19 protein-coding genes and 3 pseudogenes are annotated in these 20,921 nt (G+C 58.8%); 11 read left to right on the top strand and 11 right to left on the bottom strand.

The window, feature by feature from the left end; all coding sequences use genetic code 11:
* Positions 1-15 precede the first annotated feature (15 nt).
* The 5 genes and pseudogenes from QZH45_RS18860 to QZH45_RS18840 all read left to right on the top strand — a co-directional run bounded on the left by QZH45_RS18860 (position 16) and on the right by QZH45_RS18840 (position 2,909).
* Positions 16-354, top strand: a complete 339-nt coding sequence (locus QZH45_RS18860) for a cupredoxin domain-containing protein (protein ID WP_024778577.1) — start codon at positions 16-18, stop codon at positions 352-354.
* A gap of 16 nt (positions 355-370) precedes the next feature.
* Positions 371-1,216, top strand: a complete 846-nt coding sequence (locus QZH45_RS18855) for an FTR1 family iron permease (RefSeq protein ID WP_024778576.1) — start codon at positions 371-373, stop codon at positions 1,214-1,216.
* Positions 1,217-1,758: 542 nt separating this feature from the next.
* Positions 1,759-2,004: pseudogene (locus QZH45_RS18850) on the top strand (IS5/IS1182 family transposase); the annotation flags it as partial.
* The gene (locus tag QZH45_RS18845) at positions 1,937-2,365 is read left to right on the top strand and encodes an AMP-binding protein (protein WP_152979006.1); all 429 of its coding nucleotides are present in this window, start codon (positions 1,937-1,939) and stop codon (positions 2,363-2,365) included. The pseudogene QZH45_RS18850 and the gene QZH45_RS18845, both read left to right, overlap by 68 nt.
* Positions 2,366-2,465: 100 nt before the next feature.
* Positions 2,466-2,909, top strand: coding sequence for a PaaI family thioesterase (locus QZH45_RS18840; RefSeq protein ID WP_024778574.1), 444 nt, complete (start codon positions 2,466-2,468; stop codon positions 2,907-2,909).
* Between the two features lie 634 nt (positions 2,910-3,543).
* On the opposite strand, the gene QZH45_RS18835 is transcribed toward QZH45_RS18840, so the two are convergent.
* Entirely contained in the window at positions 3,544-3,816 is a 273-nt protein-coding gene (locus QZH45_RS18835) for a hypothetical protein (RefSeq protein WP_024778573.1), read from the bottom strand.
* A 205-nt stretch (positions 3,817-4,021) separates the two neighbouring features.
* On the opposite strand from QZH45_RS18835, the pseudogene QZH45_RS18830 reads away from it, so the two are divergent.
* The 4 genes and pseudogenes from QZH45_RS18830 to QZH45_RS18815 all read left to right on the top strand — a co-directional run bounded on the left by QZH45_RS18830 (position 4,022) and on the right by QZH45_RS18815 (position 8,342).
* Positions 4,022-4,904 (top strand): annotated as a pseudogene (locus tag QZH45_RS18830) (hypothetical protein).
* A gap of 1,169 nt (positions 4,905-6,073) precedes the next feature.
* Positions 6,074-6,209, top strand: a pseudogene (locus QZH45_RS18825) (IS5/IS1182 family transposase); the annotation flags it as partial.
* Positions 6,210-6,635: 426 nt separating this feature from the next.
* Positions 6,636-7,367, top strand: coding sequence for a hypothetical protein (locus QZH45_RS18820; RefSeq protein WP_024778571.1), 732 nt, complete (start codon positions 6,636-6,638; stop codon positions 7,365-7,367).
* Between the two features lie 282 nt (positions 7,368-7,649).
* The gene (locus QZH45_RS18815) at positions 7,650-8,342 is read left to right on the top strand and encodes a phytanoyl-CoA dioxygenase family protein (RefSeq protein ID WP_024778570.1); all 693 of its coding nucleotides are present in this window, start codon (positions 7,650-7,652) and stop codon (positions 8,340-8,342) included.
* Between the two features lie 4 nt (positions 8,343-8,346).
* On the opposite strand, the gene QZH45_RS18810 is transcribed toward QZH45_RS18815, so the two are convergent.
* From QZH45_RS18810 to QZH45_RS18765, 10 genes are all read right to left on the bottom strand, one after another.
* The gene (locus QZH45_RS18810) at positions 8,347-8,904 is read right to left on the bottom strand and encodes a GNAT family N-acetyltransferase (RefSeq protein WP_024778569.1); all 558 of its coding nucleotides are present in this window, start codon (positions 8,902-8,904) and stop codon (positions 8,347-8,349) included.
* A gap of 682 nt (positions 8,905-9,586) precedes the next feature.
* Positions 9,587-10,654: a protein-glutamate methylesterase/protein-glutamine glutaminase gene (locus QZH45_RS18805; protein ID WP_024778568.1), complete on the bottom strand. Its 1,068-nt coding sequence runs from the start codon at positions 10,652-10,654 to the stop codon at positions 9,587-9,589.
* A 2-nt stretch (positions 10,655-10,656) separates the two neighbouring features.
* A complete protein-coding gene (gene cheD, locus QZH45_RS18800; protein ID WP_024778567.1) occupies positions 10,657-11,154 on the bottom strand; it encodes a chemoreceptor glutamine deamidase CheD in 498 nt (165 codons plus the stop codon).
* Between the two features lie 8 nt (positions 11,155-11,162).
* Positions 11,163-11,999: a CheR family methyltransferase gene (locus QZH45_RS18795; RefSeq protein ID WP_033034481.1), complete on the bottom strand. Its 837-nt coding sequence runs from the start codon at positions 11,997-11,999 to the stop codon at positions 11,163-11,165.
* Positions 11,996-12,532 carry a chemotaxis protein CheW gene (locus QZH45_RS18790; RefSeq protein WP_024778565.1) on the bottom strand — a complete coding sequence of 179 codons (537 nt, stop codon included), beginning with the start codon at positions 12,530-12,532 and terminating at the stop codon, positions 11,996-11,998. The genes QZH45_RS18795 and QZH45_RS18790 overlap by 4 nt, the downstream gene beginning before the upstream one ends.
* Before the next feature lie 38 nt (positions 12,533-12,570).
* Positions 12,571-14,229 carry a methyl-accepting chemotaxis protein gene (locus QZH45_RS18785; RefSeq protein ID WP_024778564.1) on the bottom strand — a complete coding sequence of 553 codons (1,659 nt, stop codon included), beginning with the start codon at positions 14,227-14,229 and terminating at the stop codon, positions 12,571-12,573.
* 33 nt (positions 14,230-14,262) lie between these two features.
* Positions 14,263-16,353 (bottom strand): chemotaxis protein CheA, encoded by a 2,091-nt coding sequence (locus QZH45_RS18780; protein ID WP_024778563.1) that lies wholly within the window; start codon positions 16,351-16,353, stop codon positions 14,263-14,265.
* Positions 16,354-16,392: 39 nt separating this feature from the next.
* Positions 16,393-16,677, bottom strand: a complete 285-nt coding sequence (locus tag QZH45_RS18775) for an STAS domain-containing protein (RefSeq protein ID WP_024778562.1) — start codon at positions 16,675-16,677, stop codon at positions 16,393-16,395.
* 16 nt (positions 16,678-16,693) lie between these two features.
* Positions 16,694-17,062, bottom strand: coding sequence for a response regulator (locus tag QZH45_RS18770; RefSeq protein WP_003203044.1), 369 nt, complete (start codon positions 17,060-17,062; stop codon positions 16,694-16,696).
* Positions 17,063-17,073: 11 nt separating this feature from the next.
* Positions 17,074-17,985, bottom strand: a complete 912-nt coding sequence (locus QZH45_RS18765) for a methyl-accepting chemotaxis protein (protein WP_392396973.1) — start codon at positions 17,983-17,985, stop codon at positions 17,074-17,076.
* A gap of 753 nt (positions 17,986-18,738) precedes the next feature.
* On the opposite strand from QZH45_RS18765, the gene QZH45_RS18760 reads away from it, so the two are divergent.
* Positions 18,739-20,085, top strand: coding sequence for an MATE family efflux transporter (locus QZH45_RS18760; RefSeq protein ID WP_024778560.1), 1,347 nt, complete (start codon positions 18,739-18,741; stop codon positions 20,083-20,085).
* Positions 20,086-20,225: 140 nt separating this feature from the next.
* Positions 20,226-20,891 (top strand): HAD family hydrolase, encoded by a 666-nt coding sequence (locus tag QZH45_RS18755; protein WP_024778559.1) that lies wholly within the window; start codon positions 20,226-20,228, stop codon positions 20,889-20,891.
* Positions 20,892-20,921: the final 30 nt, after the last annotated feature.

Here is a 20,921-nt window from a genome sequence, read left to right as displayed (position 1 = left end):
ATAGGAATTACTCGTATGAATTTTCTCATTACCCCATCGGTGGCTGTGCTGATGCTCGTCTCCACTGTCGCGATGGCTCAATCGGCAAACGACACGGCTATTGAACTGTCAGTCCGAGAGCACAAATTCACTCCGGCGCCGCTCACGATCCCGGCAGACACCAAGGTCAAGATCACCCTGCACAACCTGGACAGCACCACTGCTGAATTCATCAGCGATGACTTCAAAGGCGGCAAATTGGTAGCTGGCGGGAAGACTGCCAGCTTCTTCATCGGCCCGTTGAAGTCAGGTACTTACGAGTTTCACGACGAGTACCATGAAGCGGCTTCGAAAACCCAGTTGATCGTCAAGTAGCCAAGACGGAGCCCCCATGTTATCGACGGCACTGATCGTTTTTCGCGAAATCCTTGAAGCAGCACTGGTGGTTTCCATTGTTATGGCGGCGACCAAAGGTGTACCTCGCCGGGGGTTCTGGATTTCCGCTGGGCTTTTCGCGGGTGTGCTCGGCGCTTGCCTGATCGCGGTATTTGCCGATGAGATCAGCGAGTGGGCGTCAGGTATGGGCCAAGAGCTATTCAATGCTTCGGTAATGCTGATTGCCGTCCTTATGCTGGCCTGGCACAGCATCTGGATGGGCAGGCATGGGCGTGAATTATCACTGCAATTGAATGACCTTGGACAAGCCGTAGCACGCGGTCAGAAACCACTGACCGGCCTCGCCATCGTGGTCGGTGTAGCTGTCTTGCGAGAAGGTTCGGAAACAGTGTTGTTTCTCTACGGCATTGCAGCGGGTGACCCAGGGCAAACAGGGCAGATGCTCGCAGGTGGCTTAATCGGGATTGCTGGCGGTGTCATTGCAGGGGCGACCATCTACTTTGGCCTGTTGCGAATCGCGATGCGTCACTTGTTCAAGGTGACCAATAGTTTAATTATTCTGCTTGCTGCAGGTATGGCCAGCCAGGGTGTGGGCTTTCTGGTGGCGGCGGACTGGTTGCCCACGTTTGGCGATACCGTATGGGACAGCTCCTGGTTGCTGACTGACAACAGTATCCTCGGCAAGATGCTCCACACCTTGGTGGGCTACACCGCTCAACCCGCCGGGATTCAGGTGCTGGCTTACGTTATAACCATCTGCAGCATACTGCTGTTGATGCGTTTTTTCGGCCAGCCAAGTCAGGTCGCCCGCACGGAAAGCCTAAGCCAGAGCGCTGCCTGATTTACTCAGGCGCTCAAACTCAGCAAAAGGTCTTAAAGAATGACAACCTGTCTGAGCTTTTTGCAGGGTTATCGAGATAAGTTTGCACTAAGCGTTCGAACCGATCAGCGAGGACATTGAACCTACGCCATGGCGAGTATTGAGCAGGGCTGACAGGGCTGACATCGGAGGGAGTTCCTTTTGAGTTACGCCAGGCGCATCACGGGCGCCAAATCGGTTCAGTCTTCTCTGAGGACTAGGGCAGTCAGTGGCGTAGTGGAATAGGTTGTGGATGGAGCCGGGTGCGAGCAAAAAAATAAAATTAGTAAGCAAAAGGGCCGCAGCCCTGAATTAGGTTGCGGCCCCTATTTTTAAATGTCGAGTTTGGCGGTTTTGCTGTTTGGATAACTAGGCTCTGTACGAAATCCCGAGAAACCCAATTGGCGCTCCTTGCACGCTGAGATTTTGTAGAGTCACCCGCCATCAGCGGAAAGGAATTCTGTGATGGCAAAGCGTTTGAGGCCTGGGATGTGGTCTCCGATCTCTTCATCGAAACTCATGGCCGGGGGCGAATGCAGCCCGTCATCCCGCTGCGCTCAATGAAGCGCAAGCCCAAGCCTGGTTTACCCAGACTGTTTGATCGGCCCAAGTACCGACAGCGCAACATCATCGAGCGCATGTTTGGCTGGCTGAAAGAGAACCGTCGGATCGTGACACGCTTCGACAAACTCGCAAAAAGTTATGCCGCCATGGTCTCACTCGCATGCTCCATGCGGTGTTTGCGACATCTCTTTTCGTACAGAGCCTAAGGCACTTGAGCGAGAACCTGATATAGAACTGGATCTGAGCACTTGGCAAGTCGCATACAATGGTGCCGAGCCAATTCGTAACGATACCATGAGTGAGTTTCAGGCTGCTTTCCAGCGATTCGGTTTCAGCAGAGAGGCTGTTTATCCCTGTTATGGCTTGGCCGAATGCACGTTACAAGCGTCAGGAGGCGTCAAGGGAAAAGGCCCGATTACACTGAAAGTTGACAGGCAGGCGCTGCGTGATGGAAAGATTCTGCCAACGGATACCGCACCCTGCCAAACATTGGTGGGGTCGGGTAAAGCGTTGCCGGGAACACGTATAGAAATTGTTGATCCGCTAACCCGAAAAGCACGCAGGTAAGGTTATGCGCAATGCAATACGCACTCAATACATTGATAAAAAACTCGAGCGATGGCTTGGTTAGTGTCGTTCACACATGCAGACTATAAGGATGAATGCCATGGAAGATTTCGCTGCAAGCAATCCCGACTTTGATAAGCACGTCCAAGGAGCGGTACTCAGTATGCCAGCGGCAAAATTACTGGGATTTCATTACAATTACCTGAAGCCAGGTCATCGTGAAATAGAACAGCCAACGCGCAAAGAACTCACTCAGCATAACGGCTACTTTCAAGGTGGTATCATCGGAGCGTTGGCTGATTTTGCCGGAGGTTCGGCCGCCGGAACCTTGCTGCCACCTGGCTGGATAAATATGACTACAGATTTCACTGTCAAACTAATTGCCCCGGCAGAGGGTGAAAAGCTACTAGCCAGGGGACGTGTCATCAATGCATCGAACAACACTACGGTTGCCGCTGCCGATTTGTTTGCCGTGAAACAAGGCAAGGAAACCCTTTGCGCCACCGCTCTGGTGACTATGCGAAATATTCCCCTCAAAGCATGAAGGTAGATCTGACCGCTAATTATATAGCGGCGGACACACCTGAAAATCCGGACGCCGACAGTGCTCCCGTGGGCATTGTCGGTGATCTCCTTAAGGCGCTGGCAGCACCTTCGAGAACCAGTAAATCTCATTCCAAACATCGTTTTCATTTTGAAGCCTGGCCATCAAATCAGATTTCTGTCGATCTATTTAAAGCTAGTACCAAGCCTTCAGGTTTTTGCATGCCTTGATAGTGAGTCGACCCTGATTCGTAGATACGACCGAATGTCTGCTTCTGGCCGATTCTGTTGAAAAAGTCGGCCATGGTTTCCTCGGTAGAAAAGTACGCGCGTGAGATTGAAATCTTTACTTTGAGCGGAGGCATCCGGACTCCGATTTCACGTAGGTTCGTGCAAAAAAGGCGTTTTCACTGATCAGCGATGAGACCGTTTCGGCAAAGCGACTTTTTCAACAGAATCGGCCGAAAGCAGCCTTCCGGGTTGTGACTGTTGATGGCAGTCTTCGGTCACGCCTGATCACTGACATGTTTGATAAAACCGATGCCGTAGTAAGGCTTGAGGATGCGAACGGGTGAGCCTGTCTGTGCAATCCTCCGGGAGGAAAAAACGGGCACTCTCAAGCGCCCGTCGTTCTATCAACTTTCAAGCTGCGCCTGAAGTCCTCGACCAATCACCTCCAACAAATCACACCCATCGCGCAACGGAATGACCAATAATTGCGCAAAATCCGAAAGCACCACCGTATCGCTGGCAATCTCGGATCGGAACGCTATGTTCTCCAATACCTGAGTCACCACTCGAATGCGGTAATCAGCGGTTGCGTGCAGAACGTCAAGCGGTGCTTGGGTATCGATGAGTAGAGAGGCGGGGGTACAGTCGATGCCGGTGATGGGGATGTATCTCTGCATGGGATTGCTCCAATTTTTAAAGGGCTATCCGATACGCAGGTCGCCAAACCTGATCGCCCTCTTGGGCGACGGGAAAGACTATAGATTTGCGCGCTCAAACCGGACAAGGTGAGAGATTCCGAGAGCATCGTAGGAATCGTGAGAGTTCTGCGCGGAAACGGACCAACGTTTCAGGATTTCGTAGAACAGTGGGAGGGAGTTCTGCATGTTGATCGGCCACCGCTTCGAGCGCACCGCCCAGGATGACCTGCGCATCCACTCGCACAATCGGGTGCAGAGTATCGCCGTCGGCTGGCCTGGATCCGCTGTCTTCATTGCTCATCGTTCTCGGGCTGCTGCTGATTCCGGCACTTGGCCTGATGCTGATGGTTTACACCGGTATCCGCGAGAGCTTGGTGTTGTCGCGCGTGGACGGTAAAGGCAAGCGCCTGACCCGGAACTTTTTTGGACGTCGCGAGCGTGTGCAGTCGGTATTCAGAATCGATGCCGTCAAGTACCTTGCGCTTCGTCGTCTTCCGCAGGCTGAGCAAGCCGGAGCCCAGCTGTGGCTGGTGATGCGCGACGGCACCGAGCATCGCTTGACCACCGATAACGTTCCGATAGTGCCGGGCAGTCAACGCACCGACATGTGGCTGCGTGAGCTGGCCGACTACCTGAACGTGGCGGTGCCTACCGAGGTGGTCGGTGCTTCGGCGGTGGCTGCGAAGGCCGCCTACAGGCCGGCTCCAGCGACTACCAGCGGCAAGGCGGTGAGGGGAGCCAGGCGGCGCAGAGGGGGAGGGCGCGCGACTGCGTCCGAATCGAGCGCGGAGCTCGGTATGCCTGCACGTGCCTTGCTCATGCTGTTGGGTACCTTCCTCGCGGTGCGGGAGCTGATTAACCTGGTCGCATTGGTGCCGTCTGTGTTTACCGGACGGCTGCACGCCAGTGGTTTTCGAACCGGCTCGACGATTTTCTACTGGGCCGAGCAACCGCTGACCTTTTCCTTCAACTTGCTGATGGGTGTGGCCGAGGTGTTGATCATTGGAGCCATCGCCTGGGGTTGCCTGCGCATGGCGTTTCGGGGGCGGATGGGTTCCTTTCCCTGAGGGTGCCGGTTCGGCAGAGGCGGCCCATCTGGTGGGCCGCCGTTTCCAAAGGTTAAATATCCATCTCGCGAACTTTGTCCCAGGCCCATTCGGCAAGCCTGCGAAAGACCTCACGCAAAGCTTTCCAGAGAAGGACGAGGACAATCTTTTTCAGCCAATCAGGTGGCTTCCGCAATCCGCTCATTACAGGTCCTCTGTAGTTGAGTGCATGTTTGCGGGCGTTTTCTGCCTATGTGATTTGGCATTATCGGTAGCGTGACTCATGGGATGAGCCAGGCACCTGTCTGCCGTCATGTGCTTCGCTGAGACCCAAGCTCCAGTGCTTTCAGGTCGAGCTTCATGAAGCGGCATCAGTCGCACAAATCCTATGTGCGTTCTGAGCGGATTGGGCACCTTGATTATCGGTGCGGATATTGGGGCTGCCACCTGCCCGACGTTGAAAGCGTCTTGCAAGCACCGTATTGGCTGTCCGCCGTGAGACGTAACAGGCGCTGGTAACGAGGCTCTCTCGAGGTAGAGCTCATTCCAGAAAAACCTGGCCTGGATCTGCCAGGTGCCCTCGCGATCATGAGCGACGGGGCGATGTTTTTGCTCTGCAAGCCCCCCTCTGGGCGACGATGCAGCGAGCCTCATGAGCTCTGAGCATGCTTGCACGCGTTCCAGTCCCTGGAAACGTACAGGCTGATAAGCGACTCGTGGGCATCAAAGTGCCGAGGTCACTGCGATTCCCAGCTTTCTATTGAATAGCCAGGTGTCTTCCAGACGCAGAATCTCAACTGGATGAGAGTCCTGCCCGGGAGGCCCGAAGGCCAGACATAGGGGCTTGAAACGCCCGGCCTCTGATTTTTCAGAGCGCATGCGAGATTAGCCTGCTGCTCGGATGACTTGCAAGCGCCGCGGACCTGCAATACTTGCATTTTGACGCTGTCCATCGATGCGCTGTGCAACCCGGCTTCGAGACGAGTGACATACGGAAATTGAAAGCGCCATGACTGATCGCGCTACTTCCAACAAGATGGCCACGTCCTGCTGCACCGAGCTATCCCAACCGAATGGCTAGCAGGGCTCCGTAGCCTGTTCGATGCGGGCGTAGTGCCCTCGGATCAATGGCCAGCCCCGGCCAGGCGACACGGCTCGTGGTTTATTGTGCAGCAGGTCATCTATGCATAAGCCTATCTCGATTTCACCGCTTGCTCGGAACCCGGCGGCTGACGCGATTGCTGTTTTGAAACGATTAACCAGCATCTGGCCAGCCAGGGTCTGCTGCTGTTCAAGGAAGACACCATTGTCGACGCCACCCTGATCACCGATCACCGTGCAGCCCTCGGTCAAGTTATTCGGTCTGTTTGGGGCAAAAAATCGGATGCTGGCCCATAAATCAGCAATGTGAGGGCAGAAATCGGTTCCATAAACGCAAATCAGGTCGAAGGGTTGAAAAAAGCGGCCTGGAAATGGAGTCCGGTGCGAAAGGGTTAATTGTTCTGCATCTCCTTGAGCGGCTACCGGCCAATAGGGGCATTGTTTACCGACTGGAAATACATTCTGGGAGTTTTTTGCGGAAAACAAGTCGAAAAAAGAGAAATGGCTTTTAGCTATCACTCCTTAATCGCCAATCACTCTAAAGGTTTGATAGCGCTTTCTTTAAGTGCATCTATTCTCGTATCTGCGCAACGGATGTAAGGATATTTTGCGCATGAACCCACTACGATGAATCTATTAAAGGATTATCCCATGGAAAGTTTTGCTATTGCGGCATCGCAAATTAACTGGAACGGTGGCCAACGAATTACTTTAAGTGCCGGTGATACCGCCACCTGCACGACTTTGCGCCCCGGTCAGATTTACGGGATCTTCATATATAATTCTGCTGGCAATGATAACAATGCCGCCGTGAATGTTGTATGGAGCAATAGCCAGCCCCCTGCAACCATTACTGTCCCTGGCACCACCGCGAATGCCGGCTTGGCCTCGCTGGGCTTTGTTTCCGGTAGTGACACTCAAACCATTTCAGTTTCGCTACCCAGCAACAGTGGCAACGCACAGATCGAGGTGTGGTTGGGCAGTACCAGCATGCCGATAAACACGAGCGGACTAAGCAACAACTCGTTGCAGGCCAACGGAGAACAGTACCCGTTCAATAAATATAGTCGCTATTATGCGGTACCTGCTTCGAAATGGATGAATCTGACAATTGTCAGCAAGATCACTCAGTTCATTTCGTGCCAGTTCCGCGAAGCGGCTGCAACTGTATTTGTCGTCAATGAAACGTCCAATGGTCTGCTGGCTGGACAAGTCACTAATATTGGACCTACCGCGTCGGAAAAAGGAGCAGTGACCATTGTTGCGACTCAGATTCAAAACGTTAGTAATAACTTGCAAGGAGACGGTACGCAGTGGGTCTGGATGGATGCGGACAGCCAACAAGACTCAACGAACGCCAGCATTTCTTTACAATCGCTCTAAGTTGCTAGCCTGCTAACAGAAAAGAGTCACGCGATACGTGGCTCTTTTTAATTCATCAGCTTTACCCGTGCATGGGAATCACCGACAGTTCCCTTCCACCAACGGCAGTTGTGGTTCGTTTTCTGTCGCTCATGACCGCAACGTGTTTGGACACCGCGAGCGGTATTCAGAATTGATGCCGCCAGATACCTCGAACTTCGTCGTCCACTGGCTGAACGGACCCACATCGCCTCTGATTGCTACTATTACTCGACGCATGGACACAAGGACATTGCCAGCGCCATGACTAACCGCAGTCAACTCCACCTGGATGGCTACTTCCTCCTGCATCGAGCGATCCCAACCGAGTGGCTCGCAGAGCTCCGTAGCCTATTCGATGCGGGCGTAATACCGTCGGATCAATGGCCAACCCCCCGTGGCTGGGATTGGCGTCATTCGCGACTGGACTGCGATCCGAAGATCCAGGCGGTGTGTCGTCTGCCGCCGTTGCTGGCGGCAGTGGGCGAGTTGATCGGCGAGCGGTTTTTTCTCGCGCAGGTGGAAGGACGCGAGCCCCTGAAGGGCGGTGGTCACCAGCAGTTGCACCGTGACCTGTCGGCCCAACGGCCAGGCGACACGGCAGTCGCCCTGGCTTTTTTTGACGACTACGGTCCCGAGAACGGCGCGACGCGGATCGTGCCTGGCAGCCATCGCCCGGCGCGGGAAACGCCACCCTTCGACTTCACTGACGAGTCCCGCTCCGTGCAGCTTTCGGGATGTGCCGGCGATATCCTGGTGTTCGATGCCGAGCTGGTCCACGGGGCTGGTCTGAACGCGAGTGGGGCACGTCGTCGCTCGATCCTGATGGGCTATTTTTCGGAGCAACTTTATGCGTCGCACCTGGAGACTGCGCACTTACGGAGTATCCGGATGGACACGAGCGAGCGCTTCGAGCCTGCCGATTTTGTCTTTGGTTCGATATGGCCGATGCAGTAGTCAATTACCGTATCTGCGCAGTACGCCCCAGCCACTGCTCACGGTCCAACGCCCATACTTCCTTGTCCAATTCGCCGCTGACAAATCGCCCCCGTTCTGTCCTGAGCAATCGCATTCGCTCACGTTCCGAAATGCGCCGAGAGGCCTGGTTTCCAACGGCCTTGGGCACCACCATCATCGGGCGATCAAGTGTGACGAACCAGTACTCGTTGATGACTTCACAGGCCTCGCGCATGTAGCCGTGGCCTTGCCACTGCGGTGACAGCCAGAAGCCGCGGTGGTTGTCTGGTTGGTCGAAGAGGGAAATGCTGCCGATGATCTGGGCCGGGTTTGATGCCAGCCGAATCATCCAATGCCACTCTTCGCCGCGCTCGATGGCGGGCAGGGCGTGGTCGCGCACGTAGCCCAGTGCGCCGTCGGCGGGGTAGGGCCAGGGCACTCGGCTATCGAGATAGCGAACCACTTCCCAATGGGGGAACAGCGCCTGGATGGCGGGGGCATCTGACAGTTGCAATGGCGTGAGGATCAGGCGTTGGGTTTGGAAGGTCGGGAGGGAGGACATGGCGGTCGATCCTTGAGCGCGGAGAGATGAAGATAATTGGATTCCGGTATGGCTGTCGAACGGGTGCTGTGACACGAGTTTGGGCTATGGCTGCAGGCCCTGTTTGCCCAGATCCCGTGTGGACACACATTCTGCGTCCGACACCAGCCCCCTGTGGGAGCGAGCTCTCGATGGCGGTGAGGCTGTCATGGTGTTGGTTTACATCATCCATCACCGAGGCCGCCTTGCACCTTCCCTGTTCCGGCTCAGGCCCAGGCTGATCGCGTCCAGCATAGAGCAGCTCTTTGTATCGCCGGTGCTTGAGCGCGGCGAGATTGAGTTATGCCCCAGGCGATGACCAATGAGATTAAGGGCGTGAAAATGTACGTTGGTATATCGATGATCATGGTGAGGCGGTTCGATCTGATCCGGTTTTTTTGCTGGCAGGTGCGGCTGTAATGCTACCTGATGCCCGGGCCAGAATACGGCCGTGTTCATCGAAACCGGTTCACCTCAGAACCCTGTGGGGGCGAGGTGGCTGCTTGCTGCGATTTTCTTTCAGGAGTGCTTATGACGAAGATGGCGATTTTTCTGGGTGGCTTCCTGGCGCTGACCCTGCTGATTGGTGTGCTTGCGACCATCTCGCCGGTGTAGACCGACTGTGGCAAGGGGATTTATCCCCTCGCCACAGAGGCTCCTATTGCTATCGATGCAAAATCACCTGTGCAATCTCCTGCAACCCCATCACCCGCTGGGCGGCGTTGAGCTTGATGGCTTCCTTGGGCATGCCGAAGACCACGCAGCTGGCTTCGTCCTGGGCCACGGTGGCGCTGCCGGCGTCGAGCATTTCCTTCAGGCCGCGGGCACCGTCGTCGCCCATGCCGGTCATGATCACGCCGGTGGCGTTGCGGCCGGCAAACTTGGCCACTGAGCGAAACAGTACGTCCACCGACGGGCGATGGCGATTGACCAGCGGTCCGTCCACCACCTGCACGTGGTAGAACGCGCCGCTGCGAGTCACCATCATGTGTTTGCCGCCGGGGGCGATGAGGGCCAGGCCCGGGTGGATGCGGTCGTTGTTGCGGGCTTCGCGGACTTCGATCTGACACAGGCTGTTGAGCCGGGCGGCGAACGAGGCGGTAAATTTTTCCGGCATATGCTGGACGATGACGATCCCCGGACACACCCGCGGCAGGGCAGTCAACACCGCCTCCAGGGCTTGCGTGCCGCCGGTGGAGGTACCGAGGGCGACGATGCGTTCAGTGGTCTGCGCCATGGCGTGGCCGTTCGCGGCGGGCAGCATGGCATCGGCGTTGAGTTTGACGGCCGGTACCAGTGGCGCGGGACGCTTGCCCAGGTTGCGGACGTTGACCTGGGCGGCCCCCCGGATCGCCGCCACCAGTTCCGGCGCCGACTCCAGCAGGAAGTTCTTCAAGCCGCTGGTGGGCTTGGTGATGATTTCCACCGCCCCGGCGGCCATCGCCTGCAAGGTGGTTTCCGCGCCCCTGGGGGTCAGTGATGAGCAGATCACCACCGGCGTCGGGCGCTCGCTCATGATTTTCTTCAGGAAGGTGATGCCGTCCATGCGTGGCATTTCCACGTCCAGCACGATCACGTCCGGCCACTCCCGGGCCAGCTTGTCCATGGCAAAGATCGGATCGGAGGCCGCGCCCATGACGTGAATGTCCGGGGTGTCACTGAGAATCGCCAGCAGTACCTGGCGAACCACGGCAGAGTCATCCACCAGCAATACATTGATCTTTTTTGACATGGTTAATGCCGGGTCCTTATCGGTTGGTGCCTGACCCACACGTCGCCGCTGCACAGGTCGAAAATGATGTTGCGATAGCCGGTGCTGCCCATGTCCTGGGCAATCAGGTCCAGGCGATAGAGGGCGGCCATTTCCAGCGCCGCATTGACGTTCAGCCGCGCGACGTCACCGAAGGGGACTTGCCGTTGCAGCTCGGGGAACATCTCGCCGCCGCCGAACAGCTTGAGCTGGTATTCCTCGGGTTCGGTGTGATGGGCCCGCGCCTCGCGGATGAACAGTTCGATCGCTTCGTCGGCGTACATGCCGTTGAGGGCCGTGGAGCAGCGTATGCGGCTGGGCAGCATGAAGTGGCACATGCCGCCGATCCTGTGTTCGGGATGCCACAAGGTAATCGCCACGCAGGAGCCGAGGATGGTGCGCAGCCGAGTCGGGCACGTGGCAAAGCGAAATTCACCCGGTGCCAGGTAGACCTCGGCGACGTTCCTCGTTGCGGGTTGCATGACGGCGCTCATGGCTTGCGGTAAATCGATGGCATCACCATTTTCAATGCATCGGAAACCCCGTTGAGGCTTTCCGAATGGCTCACGATGAAATACCCGCCGGACTTGAGCCGGGGGATCAATCGGGCAACCACTTTGCTTTTGGTGGGTTGGTCGAAATAGATCATGACGTTGCGCAGGAAAATCACATCGAACTCTCCCAGCTCCGGCAGGGTGTCGTTGAGGTTGACCTGGACGAAGTTGACGCGGTTGCGCAACGCTCGGTCGATCAGGAACGTGCCTTGCTGGCTGCCGGTGCCCTTGAGGCAGTACTTCACCAGCAGTGGCTGGGGCAGGGTGCGGGCACGCTCCATCGGGTAATGCCCGGCGCGCGCCTTGGCCAGCACCTGGGTGCTGATGTCCGAACCGATGACTTCCCAAGGTGTGGTACCCAGCCCTTCGGCCAGGGTCATCGCCAGGCTGTAGGGTTCCTCTCCAGATGAGCTGGCTGCGCTCCAGAGGCGAAAGGTCTTGCCCGGTACAGCCTGGGGCAGCACGTGCTGGCGCAGGAAATCGAAGTGCTTGGGTTCGCGGAAGAAGTAGGTTTCGTTGGTGGTGAGCAGGTCCAGCGCCACCTGCAACTCATCGCTGCGCTGGCCGTTCATGATCAGTTTGAAGTAATCGCCATAGCTGCCCAGCTCATAGTGCTTGAGGCGCTTGGACAAACGCCCGGCCACCAGGGCTTTCTTGGCGTCGGACAAGTTGATCCCGGCCGCCTTGTACAGCCAGGATTGAAACTGGCTGAACTCACGATCACTGAGGGTCAGTGAGTTCACAGTGCGTTCCTTGCAGGTGTCGGTGTTCACTGGCTTTCAAACTCCAGCGCAGTCGGGCTGGCTTCGGCCAGTTGGGACATTTCGTCGATAGACAGTACACGGCCCACCTCCAGCACAATCACGAACTTGCCGTCGACCTTGGCCATGCCGCTGATGAAGTCGGCACGGATCTTCGCCCCGAAACTCGGAGGCGGTTCGATCTGCGAGGCCGGGATTTCCAGTACCGCCGATACCGTGTCCACCAGCAGGCCGATGTCCTGGGCGTGGCCGTCTTCGGTGTTGGCCTCGATGATCACCACGCAGGAACGCCGGGTGATCGAGGAGTTCTGCCGACCGAAACGGGCCGACAGGTCCACCACCGGCACCACTGCACCGCGCAGGTTGATGACCCCACGAACGAAGGCCGGCATCATCGGCACCACGGTCAGGTTGCCGTATTCGATGATTTCCTTGATGCAGAGGATGCCGATGGCAAACATCTCTGTACCCAGCATGAATGTCAGGTATTGCGCTTCTTCCTCGACCGCGATGGCGGTTTGACGGGTGGTAGCGATGGCGCCCATGGCTTTTCTCCTTTAAGCGAGCCTGTGGAAGCGGACCGTCAGAATCGGGTAAATTCGGATTCGTCCGGCGCGCTGGCCATGTTGTAGGCAAACGCCTTGGGTAACGCGGTCACCGAGGCCCGGGCCGGCTTGCGGCTGGATGGCCCGGGTGTGTGGTCGACCTTCACCGGCAGGCTGACCGACTTGGGCGGCGTGTCGAGGGTGAAGAAACTCATGGCCTGTTGCAGTTGTTCGGCCTGGCTGCTCATTTCCTCGGCGGTGGCGGCGAGCTCTTCGCTGCTGGAGGCGTTCTGCTGGGTCACCTGGTTGAGCTGGGTCATGGCGGTGTTGATCTGTGCCACGCCGGCGGCCTGCTCTTCGGAGGCAGCGCTGATTTCCTGCACCAGGTCCGAGGTCTTGTTGATCGATGGCACCATCTCATCGAGCAGGTTGCCGGCTTTCTCGGCCATGTCGACGCTGCTGGAGGACAGTTCGCCGATTTCCTGGGCGGCAACCTGGCTGCGTTCGGCCAGTTTGCGCACTTCGGCGGCGACGACGGCGAAGCCTTTGCCATGCTCGCCGGCGCGGGCGGCTTCGATGGCGGCGTTGAGCGCCAGCAGGTTGGTCTGGTAGGCGATGTCGTCGATGATGCTGATACGCTGGGCGATTTTCTTCATCGCCACCACGGTCTGCTGCACCGAGTCGCCACCGTCGGTGGCTTCCTTGGCGGCCTTGCTGGCCATGCCGTCGGTGACCTTGGCGTTCTCGGTATTCTGGTTGATGCTGGCGCTCATCTGTTCGATGGAGGCGCTGGTTTCCTCGACGCTGGCCGCCTGTTCGCTGGTGGCCTGGCTCATGGACTGTGCGGTGGCGCTGACTTGCTCGGAGGCGCTGGCCAGGTTGTCCGCCGCGTTGCGCACTTCACCGATGATATGGGACAGCTTGCCCACCATGTTCTGCATGGCGTTGAGGACCATGCCGGTTTCGTCCTTGGAGCCGCCCTCGATTTTCGCATTCAGATTGCCTTCGGCGAGCTGTTCGGCCACCGATGCGGCTTGTTTCAAGGGGCGGGAAATGACCCGGGAGATGAACAGCGCCAGGCCCAGGCCGATCAGCAGCGCGGCAACCAGCACGGCAATGATCGACAGGCGCGATTTTTCAAACAGCGCCGTGCCGCGTTCACTGGCCGCGTTGGCACCGGCGTCATTGAGCTCCACCAGTTTCTGCAGGTCGGCGGTTACCAGTTCGAATCGGCGCCTGGACTCGCCCTTGAGCAACGCGTGGGCCTGGTCGGTCAGGTTCTGCCGGGACAGTGCCAACAGGTCTTTACTGACCGCGAGATAGGCGGTCCAGTCATTGCGGGTTGTCTCGAACAGCTGGCGGTCCTCGGCGGTGGAAAGCAGTTTTTCATAGGTCGCCAGACGGGACTCGAAACCATTCCTGGATTCTTCCGCTTCCTGTTCGACCGTGGTGCGCTCCTGCTCGGAATCAGCGGTGATGTGACGGTTTTCCTTGAGGCGATAGTTCGCGCCGTAGAAACGCATGCCGGAGGCCGCGCGCATGGACGGCATCCAGTTTTCACGAATCTCGGTGGTGGTGCCGTTCACTTCGCCCAGTTGGATGATCGAGAACCCCCCCATGACGGCGGTCAGGGCCAGCACCACAAGAAATGAGGTGATCAGTTTGGTGGCGATTCTAAGATCGTAGAACCATTTCATTGGGAAATACCTCTCCATGGAGTTGCTAAAGCGTCAGCGAGCGTTGGCTTGTGAGAATTGGGTGGGTGTGTAGCGGTTTTCTATCTGGGCGATCTGGGTGAGCAGTGCCGGCACGTCGAGAATCAAGGCCACGGCGCCGCTGCCCAGGATGGTCGAACCGCTGATGCCGCGCAGTGCACCGAACAACTTGCCCAAGGGCTTGATGACGGTCTGGAATTCACCCAGCAGGTCATCCACCACCAGTCCGGCCTTGAGTTCGGCATAGCGCACCACCACCACGTTCTGCCGGCGCGAAGCCCGGCCTTCGTGATTGAAGTGATCGCGCAGGTACACCAGGGGCAGCACTTCGCCGCGCAGGTCCAGGTAACCCAGTTCGCGGCTGGCGGTGCCATCGTCTTCGCTCAGCTCGATGCATTCCTGGACCATGTCCAGCGGAATGACATAGGTAGACTGGTCGATGCCCACCAGGAAGCCATTGATGATCGCCAGGGTCAGCGGCAAACGGATGCGCACCACGGTGCCCCGGCCCGGTTGGCTGTCCAGGTCCACGGTGCCGCGCAGCAGGGTGATGTTGCGCTTGACCACATCCATGCCTACGCCCCGGCCCGACAGGCTGGTGACGGCCTGGGCGGTGGAAAAACCGGGTTCGAAAATCAGGTTGTAGATCTCCTGGTCAGTCGGGCTGGCACCAGGGGCGACCAGGCCGCGTTCCTGGGCCTTTTCCAGGATCCGGTCACGGTTCAGGCCGGCGCCGTCGTCAGCGATTTCCAGCACGATGCTGCCCGAGTCGTGGTAAGCATTGAGGTGCAGATGCCCTTTGGCCGGCTTGCCGGCGGCCAGTCGCGCTTGAGCGGTCTCGATGCCGTGGTCCATGGCGTTGCGCAGCAGGTGCATGAGCGGGTCGCCGATTTTCTCCACCACGGTCTTGTCCAGCTCGGTTTCCGCGCCGCTGATGATCAGGTCGATGTCCTTGCCCAGTTCCTGGCTGACATCGCGCACCACCCGGCGGAACCGGTTGAAGGTTTCACCGATGGGGATCATGCGCAGGCGCAGGGCGCCGTCGAGGATCTCTTCCACCAGCCCGGACACCGTCGAGGTGGCCTCCTGCAACGAGTCGTCGTGGCAGTTGCGGGCCAGCAGGCTGGTGCCGGCACTGGCGATGACCAGTTCACCCACCAGGTTGATCAGCTCATCGAGTTTGTCGGCGTTGACCCGCACATAAGCGCCGTCCTTGGCCTTGTTTTCACTGCTGGCCGATGGTCTGTCGGCCGGGAGTTGGCCAGACGTTCGCGCAGCCTTGCGCTGGTCCGGCAGCAGGTCGCCGGTGGTGACCAACGCTGTGCTTTCGTCGTTCGGTTCCTGAGCGGTGGCAACCAGCCCGGTGTTCACACGCCCATCCACGGCCACGATCTCGATCAGGCAATCTTCCCGGACGAAATCGAAGACTTCGTTGATTGCCCCGTGGCTGGCGGCCGAGCTGAAATCGATATCGAACCCCAGGTAGCAGGATTCGGCATCAAAGGCTTCGACGCCGGGCAACGCCTCTGTCAGCGTGTCGAGGTGGACGATTTCACCCAGGGTCTGCAGATAGCGCAGGAATGACAGTGGGTCCATGCCGTTGCGAAATACGTCTTGGCCGAAACGCAGGGAAATGTGCCAGAGGCGCGTTCCGGACGGCTCTTGTGCTGTGGTTTCAGTCGCCGGTGCCGGGGCGTCGCCAGGCGGCGGGGCCTGGTACTCCTGCAGCACCTGGCACAGTTCCATTTCCCGCTTCAGGGCCGGCGGCGTCAACGTCCCACCCTGGTTGGCAACCACGTTGATCAGTTCCAGCATGTGGTCGCTGGACTTGAGCAGCACCGCGATCAGGCCGGTGTCTACCTCGACGCTGCCATTGCGCAGGCGATCGAGCACATCTTCGACGATGTGGGTGAAGCTGACGATCGGCTCCAGGCCGAACAGCCCGGCCGAGCCCTTGATGGTGTGGGCCGCGCGGAAGATCGCGCCGATGGCGTCATCGTCGCCCGGGTCGTTTTCCAGTTGCAGCAGGGATTCTTCCATCGCCTGCAACTGCTCCCGTGCCTCGACGATGAACGTTTGTTGTGCCTGGTCGAGATTGATGCTCACGCTCATATCCTTTGTCGTGTCGGGCGGTGACGGCTGCGCTCAGGCCAGCAAGTTGCACAGCTCGAGTGTTTCGCTGACGGTCTTGCTGCGCGCGGTCAAGGCCAGCTGGGTACCGGCCTTCGGCGCTTCGCGCAGGGCTATCAGCAGCAATTGCAGCCCGGCACCGTCCATTTCGGTTACCTGTGACAGGTCCAGCTCCATGCGCCGCGTATTGCCCAGACATGGCAGCAGTTGCGCAGCGAGGTCGGCGGCGGTGTAGATCGTCAGCTCGCCGTCGATCTGCGCATGCGCGGTGTCACCTTGTGTTTCGTACAGCAGCGGCATCACGGCCTCCGGCCAGCTAAGGCAGAATCAATTTGGACACCGCCGCCAGCATCTGCGCCGGCTGGAACGGCTTGACCACCCAGGCCTTGGCGCCTGCCGCCTGGCCTTCCTGTTTTTTCGATTCCTGGGATTCGGTGGTGAGCATGATGATCGGCGTGAACTTGTAGCTGGCCAGCTTCTTGACCTCCTTGACGAAGGTGATGCCGTCCATGTTCGGCATGTTCACGTCACTGATGATCAGGTGCACTTTCTGCCCATTGAGCTTGCCCAGCGCATCCTTGCCATCGCTGGCCTCGATCACGTCGTAGCCGGCACTTTTCAACGCAATGCCGACGACTTGCCGAACGCTCGCAGAGTCGTCGACAACCAATACACTTTTAGCCATGAACGGCTCTCCTAGAAGAAGGTTATTTCCTGTGAAGCTTGTTGCACGCCCGAGTCGCCGTGGTGGTTGCGGCGTTGCTCGTCGGTGGCATAGGTGGTTTCCATGCGGGCCAGCCATTGGCGGGCATCGATGGACACGGCCTGATCGGGCGACTGGTGAGCCTGCTGCATGTGCACATGCAGGTCCTCGATGTTGTCGCGCACGTGGCTGAGGATCTGGCTGACCCGATCCTGGAATTGCAGGCTGACCAGCACCTCGGTGAGTTCGTCGCGGATGCCGAAGCTTTCTTGTTGCAGCAGGTCCGCCGACTCGGCGAGTTGCCCGGTTACACTTTTGAAACGCTCCAGTACACGCTGGATACTGTCCTCGGAGCTGGACACCGAGTGGCTGTCCTGATCCGCGCCGCTGGAGGCAGCCTGGACCAGTTGAGTGATGGCGGTATTGATGATGTCGACCTTGGCTGACATTTGCTGGCCGGTCTCGCTGGATTTGCTCGACAGGCTGCGCACGGCGTCGGCTACCACTGCAAAACCGCGCCCGGCTTCACCGGCCCGGGCGGCTTCGATGGCGGCGTTGAGGGCCAGCAGGTTGGTTTGCGCGGCAATCGCAGCGACGTCGGCGGCCATGGTCCGCAGCTCGCCAGTGTAAGCCGTGAGGTTACGCACCTGGGCCAGGGTTTCGTCGCGGCTGGCTTGGGTGGCTTTGAGGGAGTCGATCACCCGCACCAGTTCATTCTCGCTCTGGGCCAGCACCTGCACGGCGCCGCCACTGCTTTTCCCGGCCAGCTCACCAGCGGCCAGTTGCGAGGCTTGCACGGTTTCTTCCAGGCGGGACGAAATGCCGGTGAAGCGGCTCGTCAGCGAGACGATCGCAGTTTCGGTCTGCTGCCGGGAGCTTTCCACCTGCTTGGCCCAGATCGGCATGGCACCGAGGATGACTTCGTTGAGTTGCTCACTGGCTTTGTGGGTGGCGTGCTCGGCGGCTTGCAGGTCGTGCCGGGCGCCGGCGGCGAGCGCTTCGTCGAACTGCCGACGGCGCGCCCGCGCGCCCCATGAGCCTGCACCAAGGCCAAGGACCACAAGCGCCGCGCTAAAACCGATGTTCTGGGCATTCGTCTCGTTGAGGACCAGCACGCCGACAGCGGCGGCAACGGCCACGAGCACGGGGCTCCAGAGTAGGCGAGGCTGTGTTGCAGAGAAGGAGTGACCGTGTGGGTACGACGTCATGGTTCGGTCCTTGAACAGTGTTGCTAACTGGTTATTGGCGAATAACTGGTTATCTGCGAGCTCGGATTTGACTTGAAGACCAGTCGTCCGATTTCCGACTTCTGTAGGCAAAGACCTACTCAGGGCGTGGCACTGTGCTACTTCAGATTAGCCACAGTCTTTGAAATGTCGAATCGGGCTGACAGGATGAAACCTGTGGGAGCAAGGCTTGCCCTGATCCCAGTCAAGCCACGAACCTGTGGGAGCAAAGCTTGCTCGCGATTGCCGTAAGTCTGCCAGCAACCATTTTGGCTGGTCTGCCGCTATCGCGAGCAAGCTTAGCTCCCACAGTTTTTGCGCCGTTTGATCCTTGACTGACTGGCATTAGGGCAAGCTTTGCTCCCACAGTTTGCTCAGGATTGCGCTAAATTACCGACACCTGAATTGTCGAACCTGCCATCAAGAGCCCCCATGCCGACCCCGCCGCTCTGGAAAACCTATCTCCTGTTCCTCATCCCCATGGTCCTGTCCAATTTCCTGCAGTCCATGTCCGGTACCCTCAACAGCATCTACATCGGCCAGATGCTCGGCACCCAGGCGCTGGCGGCGGTATCGGGCATGTTTCCGATCCTGTTCTTCTTCATCGCGCTGGTAATCGGCTTGGGCGCAGGAGCGGGGGTGTTGATCGGGCAGGCCTACGGTGCGCGGGAATCCGGCACGGTGAAGGCGATTGCCGGTTCGACGCTGCTGCTGGGGGTGATCATCGGACTGGTGGCGGCGGTGCTTGGCAGTGTCTTTACGCGTCAGGCCCTGCAAGGCCTGGGCACGCCTGCCGATGTGCTGGAAGACGCCGTTGCCTATGCCCGGGTCATGATGTGGATTCTGCCGATATTGCTGGTGTTCGTCCTGTTCACTCAACTGTTGCGCGGGGTCAGCGATACGCTGACGCCTATGTTGGCATTGCTGGTGTCCACCGGGGTCGGGATGCTGCTCACGCCGGCGCTGATTCGTGGCTGGCTGGGACTGCCGCAGATGGGCATCCAGAGCGCGGCACTGGCGGGGCTGGTGGGCACGGCGGCGGCGATGATGTTGCTGGCTTGGCGATTGAACCGTCTCGTGCATGCCTTGGCACCGGACCGGGCGTTGTTCGCGGCGATGCGCCTGGACCGGGAGATCCTCGTGAAGGTGCTGCGCATCGGCCTGCCGACGGGGTTGCAGATGGTGGTGATCTCGCTGTCGGAGCTGGTGATCCTGGCGCTGGTCAATCGCCACGGCTCCCAGGCCACGGCGGCCTACGGCGCGGTGACGCAGATCGTCAACTACGTGCAGTTTCCGGCGTTGTCGATTGCCATCAGCGCCTCGATCCTCGGCGCCCAGGCCATTGGTGCCGGACGTCTGGAGCGCCTGGGGCCGATCCTGCGCACGGGGCTGCAGATCAACGTCTACCTGACGGGGGGACTGGTGCTGCTGGGGTACCTGTTGTCCCATTGGCTGCTGGGGTTGTTCATCACCGACCCGGCGGCACGGGTCCAGGCTGAACACCTGCTGCACATCATGCTCTGGAGCCTGCTGGTGTTCGGTTTCCAGGCCATCGTCAGCGGCATCATGCGCGCCAGCGGCACGGTGCTGCCGACGGTGGCGATTTCGATTTTCTGCATCATTGGCGTGCAGGTGCCGGCGGCTTACCTGCTCGACGCCCACTTCGGCCTGGAAGGGGTATGGATGGCGTTTCCCGTGGCGTACCTGAGCATGCTGTTGCTGCAGGTGCTGTATTACAAACGGGTCTGGCAACATCAGTCGATCGAGCGGTTGATATAAATACCCCAGACACCATAGCCCCCTGTGTGCGAGCTTGCTCGCGATAGCGGTGTGTCAGGCGACCTCCAATCGACGGTGCCGACGCCTTCGCGAGCAGGCTCGCTCCCACAAGGGACCAATGTTTTGACTGTGAGAATCCGATGTCCGTAAAACACTCATCCAAGGCCTACCACGCCTTCCTCTTCGACATGGATGGCACCCTGTTGAACTCCATCGCCGCCGCCGAGCGGATCTGGACCCGTTGGGCGCTACGCCACGGCGTGGACGTGGCGACATTCCTGCCCACCATCCATGGTGTACGAGCCATCGACACCATCGCTCGCCAGCGTCTGCCGGGTGTGGATGCCCAGGCCGAGGCCGAGCAGATTACCCAGGAGGAAATCGAAGATGTCGAAGGCGTGGTGCCCGTGCCTGGTGCCGTGGCGTTCTTGAATGACCTGCCATCCGAGCGCTGGGCGATCGTCACCTCGGCCCCTATGGCACTGGCTTTGCGTCGGATGGAGGCCGCCGGCATTCCACGTCCCGCCGTGATGGTCACCGCCGAAGATGTCAGCGACGGCAAACCCAACCCAGCCTGCTATCGCCTGGTTGCCGAGCGGTTGCGAGTGGCATCGGAGGATTGTCTGGTGTTTGAGGATGCTGACGCCGGTATTCGGGCTGGCGAGGCGGCGGGAGCGGATGTGATGGTGGTGACGGCGACGCACGTGCATCCGGTGGACACTGTCCATCCGTCGATCAAGGATTACCTTGGGCTTGGCGTTGGATTGGATGCATCAGGATTGATGCAGCTGAACACAATTCTGTAGCCGCAGCAGACCCCTGTGTGGGAGCGAGCC

Source organism: Pseudomonas corrugata (assembly GCF_050920615.1).
In the GTDB taxonomy this organism is placed as follows: domain Bacteria; phylum Pseudomonadota; class Gammaproteobacteria; order Pseudomonadales; family Pseudomonadaceae; genus Aquipseudomonas; species Aquipseudomonas corrugata.
The sequence above is the reverse complement of the archived record's forward strand: the minus strand, read 5'-3'. Positions and strand labels throughout refer to the sequence as shown.

Coding starts and splice junctions, on each gene's coding strand:
- QZH45_RS18860 (WP_024778577.1), top strand. CDS start 16: ATGAATTTTCTCATTACCCCATCGGTGGCTGTGCTGATGCTCGTCTCC.
- QZH45_RS18855 (WP_024778576.1), top strand. CDS start 371: ATGTTATCGACGGCACTGATCGTTTTTCGCGAAATCCTTGAAGCAGCA.
- QZH45_RS18845 (WP_152979006.1), top strand. CDS start 1,937: ATGCCGCCATGGTCTCACTCGCATGCTCCATGCGGTGTTTGCGACATC.
- QZH45_RS18840 (WP_024778574.1), top strand. CDS start 2,466: ATGGAAGATTTCGCTGCAAGCAATCCCGACTTTGATAAGCACGTCCAA.
- QZH45_RS18835 (WP_024778573.1), bottom strand. CDS start 3,816: ATGCAGAGATACATCCCCATCACCGGCATCGACTGTACCCCCGCCTCT.
- QZH45_RS18820 (WP_024778571.1), top strand. CDS start 6,636: ATGGAAAGTTTTGCTATTGCGGCATCGCAAATTAACTGGAACGGTGGC.
- QZH45_RS18815 (WP_024778570.1), top strand. CDS start 7,650: ATGACTAACCGCAGTCAACTCCACCTGGATGGCTACTTCCTCCTGCAT.
- QZH45_RS18810 (WP_024778569.1), bottom strand. CDS start 8,904: ATGTCCTCCCTCCCGACCTTCCAAACCCAACGCCTGATCCTCACGCCA.
- QZH45_RS18805 (WP_024778568.1), bottom strand. CDS start 10,654: ATGTCAAAAAAGATCAATGTATTGCTGGTGGATGACTCTGCCGTGGTT.
- cheD (WP_024778567.1), bottom strand. CDS start 11,154: ATGCAACCCGCAACGAGGAACGTCGCCGAGGTCTACCTGGCACCGGGT.
- QZH45_RS18790 (WP_024778565.1), bottom strand. CDS start 12,532: ATGGGCGCCATCGCTACCACCCGTCAAACCGCCATCGCGGTCGAGGAA.
- QZH45_RS18785 (WP_024778564.1), bottom strand. CDS start 14,229: ATGAAATGGTTCTACGATCTTAGAATCGCCACCAAACTGATCACCTCA.
- QZH45_RS18775 (WP_024778562.1), bottom strand. CDS start 16,677: ATGCCGCTGCTGTACGAAACACAAGGTGACACCGCGCATGCGCAGATC.
- QZH45_RS18770 (WP_003203044.1), bottom strand. CDS start 17,062: ATGGCTAAAAGTGTATTGGTTGTCGACGACTCTGCGAGCGTTCGGCAA.
- QZH45_RS18765 (WP_392396973.1), bottom strand. CDS start 17,985: ATGCCGATCTGGGCCAAGCAGGTGGAAAGCTCCCGGCAGCAGACCGAA.
- QZH45_RS18760 (WP_024778560.1), top strand. CDS start 18,739: ATGCCGACCCCGCCGCTCTGGAAAACCTATCTCCTGTTCCTCATCCCC.
- QZH45_RS18755 (WP_024778559.1), top strand. CDS start 20,226: ATGTCCGTAAAACACTCATCCAAGGCCTACCACGCCTTCCTCTTCGAC.